The following is a 23,132-nucleotide window of genomic DNA, read 5'->3' on the forward strand; positions in this document are numbered from 1 at the left end:
ACAAAAACTGAAAATAAGCACGGACGGCCCCCTCTCCCTTGGGAGAGGGCGGGGTGAGGGGAAACAGGCGGCTCTGTTGCGCGATGTTGCCCTCACCCCAACCCTATCCCACGGGAGAAGGAGAAGGGCTACTTCGTGACGCGGTCGTACCAGACCATATCCGCGTTCAGCCCCTGCTGATACCCCTTCACGTTATCGCGCACCACGATCTGGGTTTTACCCTGATCGACAAATACGTACGGCGAATTCTGCTGCAGCTGCTCCTGCATCTTCTTGTACAGATCCAGACGCTTCGCCGGATCCGGCTCGGCTACCGCCGCCAGCGTGGCTTTGTTCAGCTCCGGGATTTTCCAGCCGTTCAGCCCGGCCACGGTGCTGGATTTACCGTCGTTCCACGCGAAGGCGCTGGCGTTAGAGTGCGCGTCGAAGTAGTCCGGGATCCACAGACGAATCGCCGCCTGATGCTGCTTCGCGCGCACGCGGGCATAGACCTGGCTTCCGGCGGCAGGCAGCAGATCGACCTTCACGCCACCCTGGGCAAAGCTCGCCTGCATCGACTGGGCGATGGTGATAAACGGCGGCTTGTTCTCCACGTCCAGCGTGAAGTGCGCGTCTTTAATGCCCGCTTTGGCGAGAATGGCTTTCGCTTTTGCCGGGTCAAACGTAAACGGGTTGTCTTCCAGCGCGCCCGGCAGGCCGACCGGCAGGAAGCTCTGATGAACAAAGTACTGGCCTTTCAGCAGATTTTTGGTGATGCCTTCATAATCGACCAGCCAGCGCGAGGCTTCCCAGAACGCCGGGTTGTTCAGCAGCGGGTTGGCGCTGTTGCCGGTGTTAAACACCAGGTAATTTTGCTCGGCGGACGGAATGCTCAGCACCTTAACGCCCGGCTTGCCGTCCAGGGCGCTTATCTGATCTGCTCCGAGATCGCGCGCCACGTCCGCATCACCCTGCTGGATCAGCAGGCGGCGTGAGGCCGGATCGGGGACGTTTTTAATGATGATGCTTTTGAGCTTCGGCGCGCCGCCGGGTGCCGATTCGTTAGCTTCCAGCACGATGGCCTGATGCGGCTGATAGACGCGCATTTTGAACGCGCCGCTGCCCGCGGAGTGCATTTTCAGCCACGCGTTGCCGAAGTCGTTATCCTTCACGTTTGCCGCAACCTGCTTTTCATCGACGATGGAGGCGATCGGCGTGGAGAGAATATTCAGCGCCACCGACGGGCTAACGTCCGCCGTCCAGTGAAGCTGGAGGGTATGATCGTCCACCTTTTTCAGCTGGCTGGCGATGTTGCTCGCGTCCCAGCCCAGCACGTTCAGAATAAAGGCCGGGGATTTGTTCAGCGTCACGGCGCGGGTGTAAGAGAAAATCACGTCTTCCGGGCGCAGCGGGTTGCCGGAGGCGAATCTGGCATCGGGCTTAAGTTTGATCGTCAGCGTTTTTGCTGCCGCGTCCGCTTCCCAGCTTTCTGCCAGAATCGGGGTGATTTTTTCCGGGTTATCGCGGTCCGGCTGTACCAGACGCTGATACAGACTCGGAACGGTCTGGATGCTGGAAAGCTCGTTGGCTTCGGCCGGGTCGAGGCTCACGATGTCATCCAGCCCCTGGGCAACAACCAGCGTGTTGGGCGGAGTAGCGGCGTGGACAACGCCTGAGAGCGCAGCCAGCACCAGTAACGGCAACAGTTTTTTCGTCATAGCGATCCCTGAGAAGAATATATTGTGATTGTTTTATGCTCCGCTACGTTAGGTCGACTCTGACATTCCGCAAAGTCGAAATTCAGCTTTGCTTATATCTTGCGGGAATATCGCATGCGCTCGGGCTATTAAAATACGCTGCTTTTCGCACGCTTTTTAACCTGCTATAACAAACTCCTTACCTTTCAGGGAGTCACCGCCGTGCCCGAAATCAATCAACATGGTCAAACCGTCAACGATATCGTTCCAGACTGGAGAGGCGCGCGCGTATTAACCCGCACGCCGCTGTTCGGCCAGTATTGCCGCCTGGAGCCGCTGGATGCCGATCGCCACGCGGCTGATCTCTATGAGGCCTACGCGCTGGGCGACGACAGCGACTGGACGTGGCTTGCCAGCACGCAGCCAGCGAGCGTGGAAGCCACCGCCCACTGGATCGTGGGTAAGGTTATGGACGATGAGCTGGTGCCGTTTGCCGTCATTGATTTACGCACCGAACGCGCGGTGGGGCTGGTGAGCTATATGGCTAACGAGCGGCTGCTGGGGTCGGTGGAGATCGGGCACGTGACCTGGTCGCGCAGGATGAAAGGAACCCGGATGGGCACCGAAACGGTATGGCTGCTGCTGAAAAATGCGTTTGAGCACGGCTACCGGCGCGTCGAGTGGAAGTGCGATTCCATGAACGTTGCGTCGCGCAGCGCGGCGGAGCGGCTGGGGTTTGTCTGGGAAGGACGCCTGCGCCAGAAGCTGGTGCGCAAAGGGCGCAACCGCGACAGCGATATGCTTTCTATTATTGACGGCGAGTGGCCGCAGCGCGATGCCGAACTGCGCGCCTGGCTGGCGACGGAGAATTTTGACGGGGAAGGGCGGCAGATTAAGCGGCTTGAGGCGTTTCGGTTATAAGTGTTTTATGTAGGGTACATCTGAAATGGTCGATCAATCTGCGGAAATGGCAATTTCAATCAAATTGGTTTTTCCTGACTGTAGCCCCTGCATCACCGCCGTGGCGATATCCGCGGCCTGGGTCACCCGGCAGCAGCGGATACCCATCGCGGTGCCCAGCGACTGGAAATCAATTCGCGGGTTAATCAGATCCATCCCGATAAAACGACCCAGCTGTGTTGAACTGTAGCCCGGCTGTCCTTTCATGAAGTTTTTCAGGATGTTGTACTCCAGGTTATTCATCACGATAAAGGTGACGGGCAGATTTTCGTGCGCCGCCGTCCAGAGCGCTTGCGGCGAGTACAGGGAGGCGCCGTCGCCAACCAGACACACTACCGGCTCGCGCCCCAGCCCCAGCGAGTGACCTACTGCTGCAGGCATTCCCCAGCCCAGACCGCCGCCGCGCATAAAGTAGTAGCGCGGGTGCTGCTGATCGGAGATAAACCGGCGAACGTGTCTGGCCGTTGCAATCGCTTCGTCGACAATCGTTATGCCAGGCGGAACGGACTTTATCACCTCGTAGGCCGCGACCATTGGAGAAATTGCCGGGCGCAGCCGCTCGGCTGCCAGACGCTCTTCCTGCAGTTGCCACTCTTTTTCACGTTCAGCGCGTGCCGATTTGAGCAGCCGCTGATGCGTCAATTTGCTTGCCACCCGGCACTGCTCAAGCTTCGGCAACAGTTCCTTCAGGGAGAGTTTTATATCCCCCATCACCGAGAGGCGGGTGGCGTAGGTGCGGCCAAGTTCGTTCATATCCGCCGAGAGCTGATACACCGCGCAGGTTTCCGGAATGGCCTCGCCCTCGCTATACAAAATGGTAATCAGGCTTCTGCCGCCGATGATAAACACCGCATCGTAGGCATTAACGACGCTGGCGATTTCATTTGCGGTGGTGGGCATATTGCCGCGCCAGAGCGCGTGCTGCGTGGGAAAGGGGAGGTTCAACGGCCAGGAGGAGCCGTAGACGTGGGCGCCGAGCGCTTCAGCAAGCTGGACAATCTCCTGCGTCGAGCCGCTGGAGTGAACTTCATCCCCCGCCACAATCATGATCCTGCCGGGGGTAACCTGGCTCAACTCTTCGGCCAGTTCGTCCAGCGAGCCCGCCACGGTGTGGTAGTTCACTTTAGAGGCCGTTTGTATCCCGGCGTCGCTGATCTCTTCCATCACGTTCATTGGCAGGGAAAGTAGCACCGGACCCGCGGGAGGATAGCTGGCGGCGTGAAATGCCCGACGCACCAGCACCGGGAGCTGATCGGCGCTGGTGACCTCCTGCGCCCATTTCACCACCGGCGATCCAATGGAGACAATGTCATCGTACAGGAGCGGGTCACGCACGTAGTGCCGCGTGTCCTGCTGCCCGACGGTGACAACCAGCGGCGTTTTCATGATCCGCGAATTAATGAGATTCCCCATCCCGTGTCCGAGACCGCTGGCGGTATGCAAATTGATAAAACCGGTCTTGCCGGAGGCTTTCGCGTAACCGTCGGCAATGGCGACCACGCTGCTTTCCTGGAGTGCCAGAATATAGTGAATATTTTCATGGCGAAGAAGGGCATCAATGAGCGGAAGTTCGGTGGTGCCGGGGTTGCCAAAAATATATTCCACACCTTCACTCTCCAGCACTTCAAGGAGAATGTCGGCACCCGATCGCATATTTAAATCTGACAGGGACGTTAATGATTTAATCATAATGACACCTCATTCAGCGTTATTTAACTCATGCTAAAATTCTTCCTGCGTTGGACGGACAATTATTTCATTTACATCAACGTCGCCAGGCTGTTCGATAGCAAATAATACGGCTCTGGCAATCGACTCTGCCGGAATAGCCTGCTTATAAAATTCATGCAGGAACTGTTTGCTCGGGGCATCAGAGCTGCCAAACTGCAGCTCGCTTTCAACGGCGCCGGGGGAAATAAGGGTAGTCCGAACGGTTTTCCCCGCTTCCTGACGTAAGCCTTCACTCAGCGCGCGGACGGCGAATTTCGTGGCGCTATACACCACGCCGCCGGGGGCAAGGACCTTGATACCCGCCACGGAGGCCACGTTAATAAAATGTCCGCTCCTCTGACGCTGGAACACCGGGAAAGCCGCGGCGATGCCGTACAGCACGCCTTTGATATTGGTATCAATCATCTTGTCCCACTCGTCGGTTTTCAGCTCACTAAGCGGGGCGATGGCCATAAAGCCCGCGTTGTTGATCAGAACATCCACGCGCTGGTAGGCGGCAACGGCAGCGTCAATCGCGCGCTGAACCTCCTCCTGTTGGGTCACATCCGCCTTCACGGCAATCGCCCGGCCGCCCTGCTGAATAATGCGATCCACCAGGGCGTTAATTCTCTCCAGACGACGGGCAACCAGCACCAGGGAAAAAGGTTTATTTGCCAGATGAAGGGCAATGGCCTCACCAATACCGCTGCTGGCACCGGTGATAACAACAACTTTGTTTGCACTATTATTCATGATCTTATCTCACTGTTATGTGATTCAAAAAAATAAAATGCAGAGAAGGATTAAAGAATGATGACGAATTCTTTAACCCTTTTTAAAAATATATTGTATATATCGAATTAAATAGCATTCGATTTAAACTTAATGGAGTTGCAGGGAGAGTGTCAATAAAGTTTCTAATAATAAAATTCATTGCGGTGCTAATATTTAATTCTTATATCTAACAGCCAATGTTAGGTACAGGATTGAGTATTGAAAAATCTCTCTTTTCTTATCGTTCGGGCGTAAATCCGTAGAAGGCAGATTAAGATGCGCGCGGCCCTGCGAACAAGGCCGGAGGATTAAATCTTGCCGCTGTACAGCACGGGGCCGGTGGGTTGACCGGTGGGTGATCCCCCTTTAGGTTCAAGGCTTATGGCTATCATCGCGTCAGGGGTAAGGGTGTTGTTCCTGAGGGCAACATCAGTCGGTATATCACTTTGCAGCAGCCCAAGGGATATCGGAGCCTTACCGGCAGGAATAAGCCAAAGCTGCAGGCTGTTTTGCGCCGCGACAGCGTTCGGTCTGAGAGGGGTGATGCTCAGATACTGGCGGCGGCTGTCCGCACTGACGATCCATTGCCCGTGCTGTTGGGCATCGTTGAGCACCATCAGCGGTGCGAGTTCCGGCGTGCGGGTGGAATACCAGGTCACGACGGTAACGGCGGCGAGGCCAGCAGCGACCATCCAGCCGAGATAGGGCCGGCTTTGGCGCAAGGGCTTCCTGGGCGGCAGATCGAGGGCGATCCTCTTCCACACCGTCTCGGGTGGGTTAACGGGCGCGAGATGACTGTCGAGCGTGCTGAACGTCTCCTGCCAGTACGCCACGCGGGCGGCCAGACCGGGCTCCGCGGCAAGCCTTTTCTGGAACTGAAGCCGCGCCCCTCCGCGCAGGGTACCGAGGGCATATTCTGCAGCCAGCATGTCATCGCGTTTTTCGCTGTCATTCATAGGCCCACGCACTCCCGAAGATGATCCATCGCGCGGCGGATCCAGCTTTTTACCGAGCCCACGGGCTGCTGGAGCCAGTCGGCAATGTCGCTGTGGGACATGCCCTGATAGTAGGCGAGCGTAATGCTCTGCCGCTGTTCATGACTCAGATGATCCAGACAATGCCTGAGCCGTGCTGCCTGCGCGTCGTCGTGCCAGTTGTTTTGCTCATCGCTTTCGCTCAGCAGAATATCTTCCGAATACGACTCCTCGCGGGCGGCAGCCCGGGTTTGCCCGCTGCGCAGCCAGTCAATACAGCGGTTGCGAACAATATGCGTAAGCCAGGTCATCGGAGAGCTCAGGGCGGCGTTATAGGTTTCGGCTTTACTCCAGACGGTGACAAAACAGTCGTGAAGGATCTCTTCTGCCCAGGCGCGATGGCGTAGCATGCGCAGCGCGACGGCAAACAGGTGAGGCGATGTGAGTCGGTAAAGTTGTTCAAATGCGCGGCGATCGCCGTTTGCGACCGCCTGCATTAATTTCAACTGCTGTTCAGCTAACGCGTTATCCATGTTTTTCCCGGAAGGCAACGTCACACTTCCTAAGTATAGACAACTACTTAGGCATCAGGACGGTATCAATCACATCGATCACGCCATTTTTCTGATGGACGTCATAGGTGCTGATGTTCGCCACGTTACCTTTACCATCCTTGAGCTGAATATTGTGCGGGCCGTTACTCATGATCCACAGCGGTTGACCGTTAACGGTTTTCAGCTCCGCGTGGCCGCCTCCCTGTTTAATTTTCTGCTCCAGCGCTTTCACATCGTAATTACCGGCGATCACGTGATAGGTCAGGATACTGGTGAGCAGCGCTTTATTTTCCGGCTTCACCAGATTGTCGACCGTACCCGCAGGCAATTTCGCAAACGCCGCATCGGTGGGCGCAAAGACGGTGAATGGCCCTTTACTCTGGAGCGTATCCACCAGTCCGGCCGCTTTAACCGCCGCCACCAGCGTGGTGTGATCTTTTGAGTTCACAGCGTTTTCAACAATGTTTTTGCTCGGGAACATTTCCGCTCCGCCCACCATCACGGAGCCTGACGTCATGGCCGCTGATGCGCCTGCACAGAAGAGTAAAGCGCTGGATACGAATGCAACACTGAGTAGCTTTTTCATCATTTATCCTCGGATTAAGGAGCAAAGGCGTTGCTCACATATTCACATACGAGGGCTGGTGGGAAACTGGATGCAGGAGGATGAAAATATTTTGGGAAGGGAGTGGCAAAGTGAATTTGAAAGTTGATTTTGGTTAAGTTCTGTTCGCGGCTTTTATGCGCTAATGCCCTTCTGAATCTACAATATCAGGAACTTAACTCATGGATGACTCTGAAAATCGTGCTTATCATCGGCCCATCTGGGACGACAATGGACGGTTTCATTATGAATTGACCTCCCAGCCAAAAGAAAATAATTACGTGGCGGTTTGCCTTGTGCCGCCGCACAAAATCATTCCGGTTATTTTCATTCCAGGAGTGATGGGATCTAATCTAAAGAACAAAGAGAACAAAGTCTGGGAGTACAGCTTTGAATCACTAAAAAAATGGCCGTTGGCAGGCCCGGAGAAAAGAAAACAGCTTCTTGACCCAAAAACAACATTTGTTGATGACAGCGGGAATATCTTCAATGAGGGGGCTGACGGTAAAAAGTTCCCATCCCGGTGTGTGCGGGGCTGGGAAGTGCGTTTTACATGAGCTACGGCGAGGCGCTTGACCGGTTACAGTACCTGCTCAGTGACGACGATATCCTGTTAGATAATTATTTCCGTGAAGCGCAATTACAAACGGCGCGGCAGCGTTTTACCGGGGTCAGGATCGGTGACGAACCTGCAGAGCAGGTGCTGACGGAAGAAGAAGCGGCGCACGGGCACCACTTTTTATACCCGCTTCATGTTTTTGGCTATAACTGGCTACAGTCGAATGCTGATTCGGCGGCGTTGCTTGGCCAATATATCAGCAAGGTTCTGGGGTTATATCACGGTCGTCTGGCGGTGGACAAAGTCATTCTGGTCACCCATTCGATGGGAGGCCTGGTTGCCCGACATTATTCAGAAAACATGAACGGTCAGAGCAAGATTCTGGGGATTGTCCACGGGGTGATGCCGGACCTTGGCTCGCCAGCAGCTTATCGACGGATGAAAATCGGCGAACGGGGAATTACCGGGATAATTATCGGGGACAGTGCCGAGAAGCTGATGCCGGTGTTGGCCCAGTCTCCCGGCCCGTTACAACTGCTGCCGGGCAAGGCTTACGGTCCTGGCTGGCTGAAAATCGAGAGCGGCGATACGCAACAGTCTCTACCAAAGAGCGATCCGTACACGGAAATATACCTGAACAAAACGGACTGGTGGCGGCTATGTGATAAGGATTTGCTGCTGGGGGATACGAATAGTGAGTGGCAAGATTTTGTTTACCGGATAAAGAATCCAGTTAAAGAATTCATTGAGAAACTGAATGGCAAATACCACCCGCAGACCTGGCTGTTTTATGGTGCGAGTGCAGACAATAAGTCTGATGCTTTTCTGACGTGGAAAGAACGGCCTGCTCTGCGGCCTGTGCCGGTGATGGGCTATCCAGAGCCATCGTCACCGACATATCGGTATGATGCAGGAACAACTTTTGAGTTGATTTCCGCAGGAACGCCCGGCGATGGCACGGTGCCAGTAAAGGCGATCCGGACCAGGTCCCCCAGAATTTTTGGGGTGCTGGCGACCAATGTTGACCATGAAGGGGCCTATGCCGTTGATCCTGTGGATCGCTCCCGTTCAGTTTACAGCGACCTGTCCGACGCCCTGATGTTCACGGTCCGCTCGGTGGTAAAAATCGTGCAGCAGGTGCCGGCACCATGAAAAAATTCCCGTTTCCCCTGCTTATTCCGCTGGCGATGCTGTTGCTGGCGGCAGGATTCTATATTCACAACTTTGTGACGTTTGTTCATACGCCACCAGAATTGATCGCTAAGGAAAAACGTATGGTTGATACCCTGTTTGCCTCCACTAAAGCCCAGTGCGTGGGGCGCTATGTGTTTGAGGTTCCGACCTCTTTTGAAAACACCCGGACCGAAGATGCCAAAATCAATGAGATCAGCATCAGCAGCAAGCGACTTTATCGCCCGGCATTTGAACAACGTATCAGGCTACGAGAGCAGGAGTTGCTGAACGGGCATACAGTGAGGAAAGTGGATCAGCCTTTCTTAAAGCAGGTGTACCGGATCAATGAGAATGCGGTGATCTTTGACCGGAATAGAAATGGGAGTGAAGGAGGATATGGCCGCACTCTGGAAGGGCACCTGTATATAGATGGGGTAGCGTTTATCCTCAGTCAGGATATTATCGATTTATCAGATCCTAAATATCAACAAGATAAGGAGGATTTTATCAATGCTGGTGTCAGTCCTGGCCATATTAATAACAAACCTCAGAAACTAGCAGAGCTACAGGACTTAATGTCCCGTCTGAGCGGGCGAAAAAATGATGAAATCCCGACACAGCCGGGCACCTGTATTTCAGAAGGGTTTATCCGCGACGGGAACGGTAAACCAAAGGAAGACATCACCTTTATTTATCCGCACAGTTCGGTATTTTCTTTTATCGTCTGGAGCAATAATGCTCTGAAAGAAAGCACCACCATGCTGGAGCGAACCGGGGAAATTCAGTCTTATATCAACAGCATTAATGGACGCACATTACGTAAGGGTGAAGCGCAGATTGCCGGTTTCACGGGCAATGAATGGCTGATTACCGCCCCACCAAAAAGATCATCCGATAATCCCTCAGCGCAGCTCATGTTTACAGCCGTAGCGAATGAGACAAATGCAGACTTCATGCATCCCAGTCTTGATCTGACACTCAGCAACGAAATCCCACCCGAAGGAAGCGACACTGCTCCCCCATCAGCCTATAGCGAAGCTGAGCTTGTGGCGATCTGGGATCGCATTACCCGTTCATTTCGTCTCAGGGACAATGCGTTCTGACTGGTACAAATCCCCGGCGGCGACGTCCGGGGATTTTTGTCTATGAAACTGAGGTTTTAATCATCGTTGAAACGTAGGCGGGCGAAACTTAGCGTTTTACCGGTGCCCCGTTCGCCACATAATACGCCGCCGTGCTCTTCGCCAGCGGCTCGCGCCCGCGGATCGCGTCGGCAATTTTTTCGCCAATCATAATAGTGGTGGCGTTCAGGTTGCCGGTGATGATCTGCGGCATGATCGACGCATCCACCACGCGCAGCCCTTCCAGCCCGTGAACGCGGCCTTCGCCATCGACCACCGCCATCTCGTCGTAACCCATCTTGCAGGTGCCGCACGGGTGGAAGGCGGTTTCCGCGTGGTTACGCACGAACTCGTCCAGCTGCTCGTCGGTCTGGCATTCGATACCCGGGCTGATTTCGCGACCGCGATACTTGTCCAGCGCGGGCTGGTGCATGATCTCGCGGGTGATGCGGATAGCGTCGCGGAACTCCTGCCAGTCCTGCTCGTGGGACATATAGTTGAACAGGATCGCCGGATGCTGGTGCGGATCGCGGGACTTAATCCGCACGTGCCCACGGCTCGGGGAGCGCATGGAGCCAACGTGGCACTGGAAGCCGTGCTCTTTAACCGCGTTCGAGCCGTTGTAGTTAATCGCTACCGGCAGGAAGTGGTACTGAATGTTCGGCCATTCAAACTCCTCGCGGCTGCGGATAAACCCGCCCGCTTCGAAGTGGTTGCTCGCGCCCACGCCGGTGCCGCCAAACAGCCACTCGGCGCCAATCTTCGGCTGGTTCCACCACTGCAGGGCGGGGTAGAGGGAGACCGGCTCTTTGCATTCGTACTGGAGGTACATCTCCAGGTGATCCTGCAGGTTTTCGCCCACGCCGGGCAGGTCGTGCACCAGCGGAATATCGAACTGCTTCAGCAGCTCCGCGTTGCCCACGCCGGAACGCTGGAGGATCTGCGGGGAGGCAATCGCGCCTGCGCACAGCAGCACCTCTTTATTCGCCGTCGCTTTGGACGGGATGGTGCTTTCGCCCTCCAGCCACTCGACGCCCACCGCGCGCTTGCCGTCAAAAATAATATGATCGGTCATGGCGTGGGTGCGGATAGTCAGGTTCGAACGCTTTTTGGCCTGATCCAGATAGCCGCGCGCGGTGCTGGCGCGTCGGCCCTGCGGCGTGACCGTGCGGTCCATCGGGCCGAAGCCCTCCTGCTGATAGCCGTTGAGATCGTCGGTGCGCGGGTAGCCCGCCTGCACGCCCGCCTCCACCATCGCCTCAAACAGCGGGTTCACGCCCGGTTTCGAGGTGCTGACGCTCACCGGACCGTCGCCGCCGTGATAGTCGTTCGGCCCTACGTCGCGCGTCTCTGCCTTGCGGTAGTAGGGCAGACAGTTGAGGTAGCTCCAGTGCTCAAGGCCAGATTCTTTGGCCCAGTTGTCGAGATCCATCGCGTTACCGCGGATGTAGCACATGCCGTTGATCAGCGACGAGCCGCCCAGCCCTTTGCCGCGTCCGCACTCCATGCGGCGGTTGTTCATGTACGGCTCTGGCTCGGTTTCATACGCCCAGTTGTAGCGCTTGCCCTGCAGCGGGAACGCCAGCGCGGCGGGCATCTGGGTGCGGAAGTCAAAGCGGTAGTCCGGCCCGCCCGCCTCAAGCAGCAGGACGGTGGTGTTCGGATCTTCAGTCAGTCGCGTTGCCAGTACGTTGCCGGCAGAGCCTGCCCCGATAATGATGTAGTCAAATTGCAAATAAACCTCCCGGTTAAAATATGGACTGGAATTTACCCATCTCAACCTGGATGGACTTCACCTGGGTGTAGCTCTGCAGCGTCATCACGCCGTTCTCGCGGCCAATGCCGGAGTGTTTGTAGCCGCCGACCGGCATCTCTGCGGCGGATTCCCCCCAGGTGTTGATCCAGCAGATGCCCGCTTCGAGCTGATGAATGGCGCCGTGCGCGCGGTTCAGGTCGGCAGTAACGATGCCCGCCGCCAGACCGTAGTCGGTATCGTTGGCGCGGCGGATCGCTTCTTCTTCGCTTTCATAGGTGAGGATGGACATCACCGGGCCGAAGATCTCTTCGCGCACGATGGTCATCTCGTCGGTGCAGTCGGTGAACACGGTCGGGGCCACCCACGCGCCGTTATCGAAGCCTTCACCCTTCAGCACGTCGCCGCCGCACAGCACGCGCGCGCCTTCCTCTTTGCCCTTGGCGATGTAGCGCATCACGCTATCGCGATGCGGGAAGCTGACCATCGGGCCGAAGTTGGTGTTTTCATCGAACAGATCGCCCGCGCGGATGCGGCCCACGCGCTCAACGATTTTCTGCTCAAACGCGGCCTTGAATTTCGCGGGAACGAACACGCGGGTGCCGTTGGTGCACACCTGGCCGGAGCTGAAGAAGTTCGCCATCATGGCGATGTCTGCCGCGAGATCGAGATCAGCGTCGTCGAAAATAATCAGCGGGGATTTGCCGCCCAGCTCCATCGTTACCTCTTTCAGGGACGAGGCCGCCGAGTTGGCCATCACCTTCTTGCCGCTGGCGACGCCGCCGGTGAAGGAGACTTTGGCGATGCCCGGATGCTCGGTCAGGTACTGGCCTGTCTCCGCGCCCACGCCCGGCAGGACGTTAAACACGCCGTCCGGCAGGCCAGCTTCGGTGTAGATCTCCGCAAGCTTCAGGGCGGTAAGCGGGGTCACTTCGCTCGGCTTGAAGATCATTGCGTTGCCCGCCGCCAGCGCCGGGGCCGATTTCCACAGGGCAATCTGGATCGGGTAGTTCCACGCGCCGATACCCGCCACCACGCCAAGCGGCTCGCGGCGGGTGTAGACGAACGAGGTCTCACGCAGCGGGATCTGGCTGCCTTCCAGCGCCGGGATCAGCCCGGCGTAATACTCCAGCACGTCCGCGCCGGTGACAATGTCGACGGTTGAGGTTTCGGAATACGCTTTACCGGTGTCGAGGGTTTCCAGCTTCGCCAGCTCATCGTTGCGCTCGCGCAGGATATCAACGGCGCGACGCAGAACGCGCGAGCGCTCCATGGCGGTCATCGCCGCCCAGATTTTTTGCCCGCGCGTTGCGCTTTCTACGGCGCGATCGACGTCTTCGCGCCCGGCGGCCTGTAGGCTCGCCAGAACTTCACCGTTGGCCGGATTGATGGTCTCGAAGGTGCGACCGCTGGTGGCGGAGGTATAACCACCATTGATATAAAGCTGCTGTTCTGCCATTCGGGACATAAATTCTCCTCGGTTATTCGGTCGGTAAATGCTGGCTGATGAAGTGGCTGGTGAGCGACTGCGCCAGGGTCTTATCCAGCGGCTTGCCGCTCAGCGCGGCGCGTAGCCACAGCCCGTCGATCAGCGCCGCCAGGCCATAGCCCGCCTCTTCGGCCTGCTCGCGCGGCAGCTCACGGCGGAACTCGTACACCAGGTTTGACAATAAACGACGGCTGCTCACCTGCTGCAGGCGGTAGAGCATCGGCTGGTGCATGCTGCTCGCCCAGAAGGCCAGCCAGGCCTTCATTGCCGCTCCGCTGGTCTGGGTTTCATCAAAATTGCCGCCGACAATTGCCTGCAGGCGCTGCTCCGCGCTGGCGTCCGGCAGGGCGCGTAAGCGGCTCAAAACCGCGTCGCGCAACTGGCCGGTGATGTCGCGCATGGTTGCTTCCAGCAGACCGTTTTTGTCTTTGAAGTAGTGACTGATGATCCCCGTGGAAACGCCCGCCCGACGGGCGATCTGCGCGATCGTCGCGTCATGCATTCCCACTTCATTTATTGCTTCCAGCGTGGCGTCGATAAGCTGCCTGCGCCGGATCGGCTGCATCCCCACTTTGGGCATTGTTGCCACTCCATTCATCAGCGTTGGTTATACATTAAAGCGGTTTTTGATTGGACGTTCAATATAAAATGTGTCTTAATTGTTGCGGATTTGGATTTTAATAGTTACAAAAACAGTGGGGATACTGGATGACAGACCTTTCACAAGACAGAGAAAAAGACAAAATCAACCCGGTCGTTTTTTATACCTCCGCCGGGCTGATTTTGTTGTTTTCCCTGACGACGATCTTCTTTCGTGATTTTTCTGCCGAGTGGATTGGGCGCACCCTGAACTGGGTGTCGAAGACCTTCGGCTGGTACTATCTGCTGGCCGCGACGCTCTATATTGTCTTCGTGGTCTGCATTGCCTGCTCGCGCTTCGGTTCGGTGAAGCTCGGGCCTGAGCAGTCCAAGCCCGAGTTCAGCCTGCTGAGCTGGGCCGCGATGCTGTTTGCCGCAGGCATCGGCATCGACCTGATGTTCTTCTCCGTGGCGGAACCGGTCACGCAGTATATGCAGCCGCCGGAAGGGGCAGGGCAGACGATGGAGGCCGCGCGCCAGGCGATGGTCTGGACGCTGTTCCACTACGGCCTGACGGGCTGGTCGATGTACGCCCTGATGGGCATGGCGCTCGGATACTTTAGCTATCGTTATAATTTGCCCCTCACCATCCGCTCCGCCCTGTATCCGATCTTCGGTAAAAAGATTAACGGCCCGATTGGCCACAGCGTCGATATCGCGGCGGTGATCGGCACCATCTTTGGTATCGCGACGACGCTCGGGATTGGCGTGGTGCAGCTCAACTACGGGCTGAGCGTGCTGTTTGATATCCCGGATTCGATGGCGGCGAAAGCGGCGCTGATTGCGCTGTCGGTGATTATCGCCACCATTTCGGTGACGTCGGGCGTCGATAAAGGCATCCGCGTGCTCTCCGAGCTGAACGTGGCGCTGGCGCTGGGCCTGATCCTGTTCGTGCTGTTTATGGGCGATACCTCTTTCCTGCTCAATGCGTTAGTGCTCAACGTGGGCGACTACGTGAACCGCTTTATGGGCATGACGCTGAACAGCTTCGCCTTCGACCGTCCGGTGGAGTGGATGAACAACTGGACGCTGTTCTTCTGGGCGTGGTGGGTGGCGTGGTCGCCGTTTGTCGGCCTGTTCCTGGCGCGTATTTCGCGTGGCCGCACCATCCGCCAGTTCGTGATGGGCACGCTGATTATCCCGTTCACCTTTACCCTGCTGTGGCTGTCGATTTTCGGCAACAGCGCGCTGCATGAGATCATCCACGGCAACGCGACTTTCGCGCAGGAAGCGATGGCGCACCCGGAGCGCGGCTTCTACAGCCTGTTGGCGCAGTACCCGGCGTTTACCTTTAGCGCCTCCGTGGCGACCATCACCGGCCTGCTGTTCTACGTCACCTCGGCGGATTCCGGTGCGCTGGTGCTGGGCAACTTCACTTCGAAGCTGAAGGACATCAACAGCGATGCGCCGAACTGGCTGCGCATCTTCTGGTCCGTCGCCATCGGCCTGCTGACGCTCGGTATGCTGATGACCAACGGCATTTCGGCGCTGCAGAACACCACGGTGATCATGGGCCTGCCGTTCAGCTTCGTCATCTTCTTCGTGATGGCCGGGCTGTATAAATCCCTCAAGGTGGAAGACTACCGCCGCGTCAGCGCGAGTCGCGACACCGCGCCGCGTCCGATGGGCGCGCAGGACAGGCTGAGCTGGAAAAAACGGCTCTCGCGCCTGATGAACTACCCGGGCACGCGCTACACCAAACAGATGATGGAGACGGTCTGCTTCCCGGCAATGGAAGAGGTTGCGCAGGAGCTGAAGCTGCGTGGCGCCTACGTGGAGCTGAAAAACCTGCCGCCGGAGGAGGGCGAGACCCTGGGGCATCTGGATCTGCTGGTACACATGGGCGACGAGCAGAACTTTGTCTACCAGATCTGGCCGCAACAGTACTCGGTGCCTGGCTTTACCTACCGGGCGCGCAGCGGGAAGTCGACCTACTACCGGCTGGAGACCTTCCTGCTGGAAGGAAGCCAGGGGAATGATTTGATGGATTACAGCAAAGAGCAGGTGATTACGGACATTCTGGACCAGTATGAACGGCACCTGAACTTTATCCATCTGCACAGGGAAGCGCCGGGGAATAGCGTGATGTTCCCGGATGTCTAAATGGATTCTTAAAAAACAATAAACCTGTATATAAATACAGTTATCCAGTGCGATATTACTCATGGAAGAGTCATATTGCAGCAAAAGTCTGATGCTGACGCATTGAGGCTTTTGCTGCATCAGGGAAGGTATCATGCATGAGCCACGCGATAGAATTTATCGAAACATCACTTTTTACCCGACAATTCAAAAGCATTGCTACGGATGATGAATTAAGGGATCTCCAAAAGGAACTCATTGCCTGGCCTCATAAAGGCGATTTGATCCAGCATACAGGCGGGCTACGTAAAATAAGAATGGCTGTTGGCTCAAAGGGAAAAAGCGGCGGGGCCAGAGTCATATACTTTCTGGCTACTGAAGAGGTGATTTTTTTCCTTATGGCCTATCCAAAAAGCATGAAGGACAGCCTGACCGATGTAGAGAAAGCCGAACTCAAAAAACTCACGTCTGTTCTCATCAATAGCGCTTCCAGTTCCATCAATTAAAGGTGTACTATGTACTCCATCAGGCAACAAGGGGCAGGCAATGAGTATCTTTGATGAACTGAAGGCTTCACTTGAAGAGGCAGCCGAGATCCAACGTGGTAAGAAAACGCCATCACGAGTCACTCGCTATGAGGTCGCGGACGTTCGCGCGATAAGAGAGCAGTTAAATGTCACTCAAAGCGAAATGGCGAAGGCTCTGGGTACAAGCGTTGATACGATTAAAAGCTGGGAGTCGAAACGGCGAAACCCAACGGGATTAGCGGCGAAAGTGCTAAATGTGATTAGAGATAATCCCGCGTTTTTCAGAGCGCTTGCGGGGCAGTGAGCTGATATCTATCTGTACACTCTATGCCGGGTGACGCTGCGCTTACCCGGCATACAAACCGGTTTACCGTAGGCCTGATAAGCGCAGCGCCATCAGGCTTTTAGCAGCGTAAACACACTCGTATCATTATTCTGCCAGATGAGGGTGAAGCGTTTACCCTCAGGATAGTCTCCAGCCGGATGCGAAAGCGCCAGCGTGATTGTTTTTTCCGTTAACTCAGTGACTCTCGCCCACTCAAACCCCATGAAAGTATTCGCTTTCGGAAAGAGCGCCTTAAACAAACTCTCTTTGGCGCTAAAAGCCAGCGTCAGCGCCAGCGCAAAGGGGGAGCCCGAGTGCGTCAGGCATATCACTTCCTGCGCATCAACGATGCCGTCCTGGATTTCGCGGGCTTCCCGGTCTGGAAGAATGGCTTCGCAATCAATACCTACGAGCGCATCTTGATGACGGACGACAACCGCCATCGCCTGCGTGCCGCTGTGGGTGATGCTGCCCGACACACCTGTCGGCCAGAGCGGTTCGCCGCTGGGGCCGATGCCGGGGATCGCGCGTTCATTTATCACGCCGAGCGCATGCGCGGCGGCAATGCGGCCAGCCAGATGCTCGGCTTTGCGTTTGCGCCCGGCGTTTGCAAGCTCTGCGTGGTGGGGGAGCCAGAGAAGGTCGGCGTCGGTGAAGGTGGTGGGGTCGAAGGTGACGTGGTGGACGGTGTGGCCGGCAAGAGAAAATGTGCTGTGGGTAGTGTGCATGGTTTTCCTTCAGAATTGTGCGGCCTGATGCCCTCACCCCGGCCCTCTCCCATAGGGAGAGGGAGGAGTTACTGCCTGAATCAGAATCGCGTATTCACGCTCATGTACCAGGTACGGCCCGGTTCATTATACGTGTACGCTCCCGCACCGTACATATACGCACCGGTGGTGGCATTTCCAGTCGTCTGGGCATTACCCGCGCGCCACTGACGCTTGTCGAAGACGTTATCCACGCCGCCGGTCAGGCTGACGTTTTTGGTCATGTCCCAGGTCGCGCTCAGGCCAACGATGCTGTAAGGGCTGACTTCGTCTTTCTCAGATCCTGTCACCGGCTGACCTTTGTAGTTGTACTTCTTCGGCTGCTGCTTGCCGTACCAGGTAAAGGTCGACTGGAGCGACACGTCCTGATGCACCTGCCAGCTCAGGGTCGAGTTCAGCGTGTATTCAGGAATGATCGACAGACGGTCGCCGGTCTCCTTGTTCTTGCTCTGCAGCATATAGGTGATGTTGTTGGTCCAGTTGATCGTGTCGCTGACCGGCACGTTCAGGGAGCCTTCCAGCCCTTCGACAACCGCTTTCGGAACGTTTTCCCACTGGTAAATATCCGTCTGCACTTTGCCGGAAGAGGTATGACCAATCGGCGCGTAGCCCGCTTCAATCTTGTCGCGATAGTCGTTGCGGAACCAGGTCACGCCCGCCAGCCAGCCGTCGCGCTTCCACTCCAGACCAATCTCTTTGTTGATGCTGGTTTCGGCTTTCAGGTCATCGTTGCCCATCATGTAGCAGCCCACGCCGTCCGAGCTGGCGTAGCAGCCCTGGCCTTTGCTGTAGAGCAGGTAGTTCGGGTTGGTCTGGTACAGGCTCGGCGCTTTGTAGGCGCGCGCGATCCCCATCTTCAGCGTGAAGTCATCCCCCAGACCTTGCGACAGGTTCAGGGACGGGCTCCAGTTATTGCCGACGATGGTGTGGTGATCGAAGCGCAGGGCAGGGGTCAGCATGGTGCTGTCGGTCAGCTCCATGTTGTTTTCAGCGAACAGGGAGAAAATCTCCGCCGAGGTGTACGGGCTGCGGTCGTTTGTCATGCCCGGAATGGTGCCGCCCTGCAGGGTTTGCGTAAAGGAGGTGGAGTCCTTCATGCGCTGCTGGTTCCACTCGGTGCCCAGCGTCAGGTTCTGGTTGACGAGGAAATCAATCGGCAGGTTGATCTCGCTGTGCAGCATCACGTCGGCGAGGTCGGTGTCGGTGAATTTATTGCTGTTGAATAACCCTTCCGTACCGCCCGCCAGCCCTTCGCCCAGGCGGGAGTTGCGGGTGTGTTCGTACTGCGCCCAGCTGCTGGTGGTGATGCCGTTATCCCAGCCGCCGTTCCAGGTCACCGCGAAGTTCTGGCGGTAGATACGGTTAGTCTCTTTACCGTAATTCTTCTTCACCAGCGCGCTGTCGTTGTTGGTGTTCTGCGTGTCGCCCGCGTAGAGGTTGTTTTGGCGGCTGTAGCCCGCTTCGAACTCCAGGGACTGCATAGGCGCGAAGTCCCAGCGCACCACGCCGTTGATGTCTTTGTTTTCCACGCCCTCGCGGCCAGCCGGCAGGGTGTTGGCGTAGGCACCGGTACGATCGGACTGATGACCCTGGTTGATATCCCACGCGTCGGCCTGGGTTTTATCCAGGTTACCGAACATGCGGAAGCTGAAGTCGCCGCCCAGCGGGCCGCTCAGGCTAAAGTTGGTACGTTTGGTGGAACCTTCGTCCTTGTGCTCTGGCGCGTTCAGATAGGTGTTCCAGGAGCCGTGCCACTGGTCGTCGAATTTTTTGGTAATGATGTTCACCACGCCGCCTGCCGCGCCGTTGCCGTAGCGCGCGGCGGCCGGACCGCGGATCACTTCGATGCGCTCGATCATCTCCGGCGGCACCCAGCCGGTATCGCCGCGGGTGTCGCGCTCGCCGCGCCAGCCCAGACGGATAGAGTTACGGCTGGTCACCGGCTTGCCGTCGATCAGGATCAGCGTGTTTTCCGGACCCATGCCGCGAATGTCAATCTGACGGTTATTTCCGCGCTGGCCGCTGGTGGAGTTCCCGGTAAGGTTAACGCCCGGCATGGTGCGGATAATTTCCGCCACATCGCGCGCGGGCGGATTTTTGCGGATCTCGTCGGCGGTGATGGTCGATACGCCCGGCGCCTGTAAATTCTGCTCGGCGGCGGTGATTACCATGGTGTCTTCGTGCTGTGCAGAGGCGGTGTTGTCGTCTGCCATGGCGGGCAACGCGACACCATAAATCCCTAAATTGACCAGCAAGGCCAGAGAGTGAATCTTCTTATTCATTGTACGTCCCGCTTTTATGGTTATTTAATGAACGCGCTTCCCACAGCGCGGGCATTACGCTATTGCAAATGCAAATAGTTATCAATAATATTATCAATAAAATTTGCGCTGAAACAAAAAAGACTGTGAAACATGGGGTTATAAGGGTGACGACGTTAACAACCGGAAGTGAAGCGTGGTGGCAGTCGAAAAATGGGCCTGAATGGAAGCTGGAAAAGGGAAAATATCGCGTCACGTTCTGGTGGCGTGACCCGGCAGGAACGCAAAGAACGTCACCGATCAAACGCGTCTGGCTCTACGTCACCGGCGTGACCGATCACCACCAAAATGCCCGCCCTCAGTCTCTCGAACGCATTCCGGATACCGACGTCTGGCAGTGGCAGGGTGAGTTCAGCCCCGAGTGGCGCGGAAGCTACTGTTTTATCCCATCCGTGAACGAAAACGATTTTACCGATACCGTGTTTGAAGGCGAACTGCCGGACCGCATGGCGCTGCGCGAAGGCTGGCGTAAACTGCTGCCGCACGCGGTTTCCGACCCGCTGAATTCGCAAAGCTGGCGCGGCGGGCGCGGACATGCCGTCTCCGCGCTGGAGATGCCGGAAGCGCCGGTTCAGCCGGGCTGGAATCATCCCGATACGCCGTATCAGCCGCCGGTCTGCATTGAGTGGGAAAGCGCGCGCCTGGAAAATCGCCGTCGCGTCTGGATTTTCACCACCGGGGGTCACGACCCGGAGCGTCCGCTGGCGGTGCTGCTCGACGGGCAGTTCTGGGCCGAAAGTATGCCCGTCTGGCCTGCGCTGGCATCGCTCACCGCCCAGCACAAATTACTGCCCGCGGTCTACGTCTTAATCGATGTTATCGACATGGAGCATCGCAACCGCGAGCTGCCGTGCAATCCCGATTTCTGGCTGGCGGTGCAGGAAGAACTTCTCCCACTTGTAAAAAATATCGCCCCCTTCAGCGACCGCGCCGACCGTACCGTGGTGGCGGGCCAGAGCTTTGGCGGACTCTCTTCCCTTTATGCTGGCCTCAACTGGCCGCTGCGGTTTGGCTGCGTGCTCAGCCAGTCCGGCTCGTACTGGTGGCCGCACCGCAGTGGGCAGCAGGAAGGGCAACTCATCGAACAGCTCCGAGCCGGTGAGCTGACCGCTAGCGGGCTGCGTATCGTCCTCGAGGCCGGACGTAACGAGCCGCTGATTTTCAATGCCAATCAGGCGATTTACGCCGAACTACACGCGCAGCAGCAGGTTACCTGGCGTCAGGTTGACGGCGGACACGACGCGCTTTGCTGGCGCGGTGGGCTGACGCAGGGGCTGATGACCCTCTGGCAGCCGCTTATTCAATAACGGAGTCTGTATGGAATTCAGCAATCCTTTCGATAATCCGCAGGGACAGTTCGCCATTTTGCAAAACGACCGTGAGCAGTACAGCCTGTGGCCGCAGCAGTGCGAACTGCCGGCGGGGTGGCGCGTGGTGTGCGAAGCGCAGTCTCAGGAGGCATGCCAGCAGTGGCTGGCGGAACGCTGGCAGACGCTTGAGCCGTCTTATTTTGCGGGGGATAACGCATGAACCGTCTTCCTCTCGTCGCCGCCCAGCCGGGGATCTGGATGGCGGAACAGCTGTCCACGCTGCCAAACGCCTGGAGCGTGGCGCACTACACCGAGCTGAAAGGCGATATCGATGCGCCACTGCTGGCAAAAGCCATTGCCGCGGGCATGATGCAGGCAGACACCCTGCGGATGCGTTTTGCCGAAGAAAACGGCGAGGTGTGGCAGTGGGTGGATGAGAGCTTCGTTCTGCCGGAGCCGTCCGTTATTCGCGTTGATTCCCACGCCGCCGCCGTGGCGCTGATGGAATCCGATCTTAACCAGAACCTGCGCGTCGACAGCGGCAAGCAGCTGGCGTTTCACCAGCTGCTTCAGGTCGGTGAAAATCACTGGTACTGGTATCAGCGCTATCACCATCTGGTGGTGGATGGCTTCAGCTTCCCGGCCATTACCCGCCAGATTGCCGCGATTTATGCCGCGTGGAAAAAGGGTGAACCGACGCCCGCATCTCCGTTTACGCCATTTGCCGAAGTGGTGGAGGAGTATCAGCGCTATCGCGACAGCGAGGCGTACCAGCGCGACGGCGCCTTCTGGGCCGAGCAGCGCAAACAGCTGCCGTCTCCGGTCTCGCTCTCTTCCGCGCCGCTGCCGGGACGCGCCGCCACAACCGATATTCTTCGCCTGAAGGTTGACGCCGACGGTCGCGCCTTTAGCCAGCTTGCGCAGGCGGCAGGGCAGGTGCAGCGTACCGATCTGGCCCTTGCGCTGGTGGCGCTGTGGCTGGGCCGCCTGACCGGAAGGCTGGACTACGCCGCCGGGTTTATCTTTATGCGCCGCATGGGCTCCGCCGCGCTGACCGCGACCGGGCCGGTGCTCAACGTCCTGCCGCTGGCGGTGAATATCAACCCGCAGGAGAGCCTGCCGGAACTGGCGCTGCGCCTGGCGAACCAGCTGAAAAAAATGCGCCGCCATCAGCGCTACGACGCCGAGCAGATCGTCCGCGACAGCGGGCGTGCCGCAGGCGATGAAGCCCTGTTTGGTCCGGTGCTGAACGTGAAGGTGTTTGATTATCAGCTGGATATCGACGGCGTGGAGGCCATCACCCACACGCTCGCAACCGGCCCGGTGAACGATCTGGAGCTGGCGCTGTTCCCGGACGAAGAGGGTGGCTTGAGCATTGAGATCCTCGCCAGTAAGCAGCGTTACGATGAAGCGACTCTTTCCGGTCACGTGGCGCGTCTGAACGCGATGCTGATGCAGTTTGCGGCTAACCCGGACCTGCGCTGCGGCGAAGTGGAAACCGTTTCAGAGCAGGAATACCAGAGGCTTGCGCGCATCAACAATACCGGACTGGCGCTGCCGGCCACCACGCTGGCGGATCTGGTGGCGGAGCAGGCGAGCAAAACGCCGGACGCCCCCGCGCTGGCGGATGCAAACGTTGAGCTGAACTATCGCCAGATGCGCGAGCAGGTGGTCGCGCTGGCAAACCTCCTGCGCGCGCGCGGCGTGAAGCCGGGCGACAGCGTGGCGGTGGCCCTGCCGCGCTCGGTGTTCCTGACCCTGGCGCTGCACGGCATCGTCGAGGCGGGGGGCCCCTGGGCTGCGCTCGCCCCCCG

At 57.4% G+C, this 23,132-nt stretch carries 22 protein-coding genes; 11 read left to right on the plus strand and 11 right to left on the minus strand.

The window, feature by feature from the left end:
* Positions 1 to 128: 128 nt before the first annotated feature.
* Positions 129 to 1,697, minus strand: a complete 1,569-nt coding sequence (locus tag NUX24_RS20810) for an ABC transporter substrate-binding protein (RefSeq protein WP_257833860.1) — start codon at positions 1,695 to 1,697, stop codon at positions 129 to 131.
* Between the two features lie 201 nt (positions 1,698 to 1,898).
* On the opposite strand from NUX24_RS20810, the gene NUX24_RS20815 reads away from it, so the two are divergent.
* Positions 1,899 to 2,597 carry a GNAT family N-acetyltransferase gene (locus NUX24_RS20815; RefSeq protein WP_214576179.1) on the plus strand — a complete coding sequence of 233 codons (699 nt, stop codon included), beginning with the start codon at positions 1,899 to 1,901 and terminating at the stop codon, positions 2,595 to 2,597.
* A 33-nt stretch (positions 2,598 to 2,630) separates the two neighbouring features.
* Here NUX24_RS20815 and NUX24_RS20820 read toward each other — a convergent pair whose 3' ends face one another.
* The 5 genes from NUX24_RS20820 to NUX24_RS20840 all read right to left on the minus strand — a co-directional run bounded on the left by NUX24_RS20820 (position 2,631) and on the right by NUX24_RS20840 (position 7,234).
* Positions 2,631 to 4,325, minus strand: a complete 1,695-nt coding sequence (locus tag NUX24_RS20820) for a thiamine pyrophosphate-binding protein (protein WP_257833862.1) — start codon at positions 4,323 to 4,325, stop codon at positions 2,631 to 2,633.
* A gap of 33 nt (positions 4,326 to 4,358) precedes the next feature.
* Positions 4,359 to 5,099 carry an SDR family oxidoreductase gene (locus NUX24_RS20825; RefSeq protein WP_257833865.1) on the minus strand — a complete coding sequence of 247 codons (741 nt, stop codon included), beginning with the start codon at positions 5,097 to 5,099 and terminating at the stop codon, positions 4,359 to 4,361.
* Between the two features lie 329 nt (positions 5,100 to 5,428).
* Entirely contained in the window at positions 5,429 to 6,076 is a 648-nt protein-coding gene (locus tag NUX24_RS20830; protein WP_214576398.1) for an anti-sigma factor domain-containing protein, read from the minus strand.
* Positions 6,073 to 6,627, minus strand: a complete 555-nt coding sequence (locus NUX24_RS20835; protein ID WP_047650524.1) for an RNA polymerase sigma factor — start codon at positions 6,625 to 6,627, stop codon at positions 6,073 to 6,075. Before NUX24_RS20835 ends, NUX24_RS20830 begins: the two co-directional genes overlap by 4 nt.
* A gap of 43 nt (positions 6,628 to 6,670) precedes the next feature.
* The gene (locus tag NUX24_RS20840) at positions 6,671 to 7,234 is read right to left on the minus strand and encodes a fasciclin domain-containing protein (RefSeq protein WP_211438387.1); all 564 of its coding nucleotides are present in this window, start codon (positions 7,232 to 7,234) and stop codon (positions 6,671 to 6,673) included.
* Here NUX24_RS20840 and NUX24_RS20845 point away from each other — a divergent pair.
* From NUX24_RS20845 to NUX24_RS20860, 4 genes are all read left to right on the plus strand, one after another.
* On the plus strand, positions 7,164 to 7,361 hold the full coding sequence (locus tag NUX24_RS20845) for a hypothetical protein (protein WP_214576409.1): 198 nt from the start codon (positions 7,164 to 7,166) through the stop codon (positions 7,359 to 7,361). The two genes, NUX24_RS20840 and NUX24_RS20845, sit on opposite strands and share 71 nt — an antisense overlap.
* A 73-nt stretch (positions 7,362 to 7,434) precedes the next feature.
* On the plus strand, positions 7,435 to 7,809 hold the full coding sequence (locus NUX24_RS20850; RefSeq protein ID WP_257833867.1) for a hypothetical protein: 375 nt from the start codon (positions 7,435 to 7,437) through the stop codon (positions 7,807 to 7,809).
* Entirely contained in the window at positions 7,806 to 8,963 is a 1,158-nt protein-coding gene (locus NUX24_RS20855; RefSeq protein WP_052119516.1) for an alpha/beta fold hydrolase, read from the plus strand. Before NUX24_RS20850 ends, NUX24_RS20855 begins: the two co-directional genes overlap by 4 nt.
* Positions 8,960 to 10,087 (plus strand): T6SS immunity protein Tli4 family protein, encoded by a 1,128-nt coding sequence (locus NUX24_RS20860; RefSeq protein ID WP_257833869.1) that lies wholly within the window; start codon positions 8,960 to 8,962, stop codon positions 10,085 to 10,087. The genes NUX24_RS20855 and NUX24_RS20860 overlap by 4 nt, the downstream gene beginning before the upstream one ends.
* Before the next feature lie 88 nt (positions 10,088 to 10,175).
* Here NUX24_RS20860 and betA read toward each other — a convergent pair whose 3' ends face one another.
* The 3 genes from betA to betI are packed head-to-tail and all read right to left on the minus strand — an operon-like array spanning position 10,176 to position 13,927.
* Positions 10,176 to 11,840, minus strand: a complete 1,665-nt coding sequence (betA, locus tag NUX24_RS20865; RefSeq protein WP_257833871.1) for a choline dehydrogenase — start codon at positions 11,838 to 11,840, stop codon at positions 10,176 to 10,178.
* A gap of 13 nt (positions 11,841 to 11,853) precedes the next feature.
* A complete protein-coding gene (betB, locus tag NUX24_RS20870) occupies positions 11,854 to 13,326 on the minus strand; it encodes a betaine-aldehyde dehydrogenase (RefSeq protein ID WP_257833874.1) in 1,473 nt (490 codons plus the stop codon).
* Between the two features lie 13 nt (positions 13,327 to 13,339).
* Positions 13,340 to 13,927: a transcriptional regulator BetI gene (gene betI, locus NUX24_RS20875; RefSeq protein ID WP_024906969.1), complete on the minus strand. Its 588-nt coding sequence runs from the start codon at positions 13,925 to 13,927 to the stop codon at positions 13,340 to 13,342.
* 128 nt (positions 13,928 to 14,055) lie between these two features.
* Here betI and betT point away from each other — a divergent pair, with 128 nt between their 5' ends.
* The 3 genes from betT (at position 14,056) to nadS (ending at position 16,899) form a co-directional block, all read left to right on the plus strand.
* On the plus strand, positions 14,056 to 16,089 hold the full coding sequence (betT, locus tag NUX24_RS20880; RefSeq protein WP_029741651.1) for a choline BCCT transporter BetT: 2,034 nt from the start codon (positions 14,056 to 14,058) through the stop codon (positions 16,087 to 16,089).
* 137 nt (positions 16,090 to 16,226) lie between these two features.
* On the plus strand, positions 16,227 to 16,574 hold the full coding sequence (locus tag NUX24_RS20885) for a type II toxin-antitoxin system RelE/ParE family toxin (protein ID WP_126329040.1): 348 nt from the start codon (positions 16,227 to 16,229) through the stop codon (positions 16,572 to 16,574).
* Between the two features lie 40 nt (positions 16,575 to 16,614).
* A complete protein-coding gene (gene nadS / locus NUX24_RS20890) occupies positions 16,615 to 16,899 on the plus strand; it encodes a NadS family protein (RefSeq protein ID WP_033144885.1) in 285 nt (94 codons plus the stop codon).
* Positions 16,900 to 16,991: 92 nt separating this feature from the next.
* On the opposite strand, the gene entD is transcribed toward nadS, so the two are convergent.
* A complete protein-coding gene (gene entD / locus NUX24_RS20895; RefSeq protein ID WP_257833880.1) occupies positions 16,992 to 17,648 on the minus strand; it encodes an enterobactin synthase subunit EntD in 657 nt (218 codons plus the stop codon).
* A gap of 80 nt (positions 17,649 to 17,728) precedes the next feature.
* Positions 17,729 to 19,969: a TonB-dependent siderophore receptor gene (locus tag NUX24_RS20900; protein WP_257833882.1), complete on the minus strand. Its 2,241-nt coding sequence runs from the start codon at positions 19,967 to 19,969 to the stop codon at positions 17,729 to 17,731.
* A 146-nt stretch (positions 19,970 to 20,115) separates the two neighbouring features.
* Here NUX24_RS20900 and fes point away from each other — a divergent pair, with 146 nt between their 5' ends.
* From fes to NUX24_RS20915, 3 genes are all read left to right on the plus strand, one after another.
* A complete protein-coding gene (gene fes, locus NUX24_RS20905; RefSeq protein ID WP_257833884.1) occupies positions 20,116 to 21,315 on the plus strand; it encodes an enterochelin esterase in 1,200 nt (399 codons plus the stop codon).
* 10 nt (positions 21,316 to 21,325) lie between these two features.
* Positions 21,326 to 21,538 carry an MbtH family NRPS accessory protein gene (locus tag NUX24_RS20910; protein WP_257833887.1) on the plus strand — a complete coding sequence of 71 codons (213 nt, stop codon included), beginning with the start codon at positions 21,326 to 21,328 and terminating at the stop codon, positions 21,536 to 21,538.
* A partial coding sequence (locus NUX24_RS20915; protein ID WP_257833890.1) for a condensation domain-containing protein occupies positions 21,535 to 23,132 on the plus strand: 1,598 nt, incomplete at its 3' end. The genes NUX24_RS20910 and NUX24_RS20915, both read left to right, overlap by 4 nt.

This window comes from Enterobacter sp. HG048 (genome assembly GCF_024702055.1).
GTDB lineage: Bacteria > Pseudomonadota > Gammaproteobacteria > Enterobacterales > Enterobacteriaceae > Enterobacter > Enterobacter dykesii.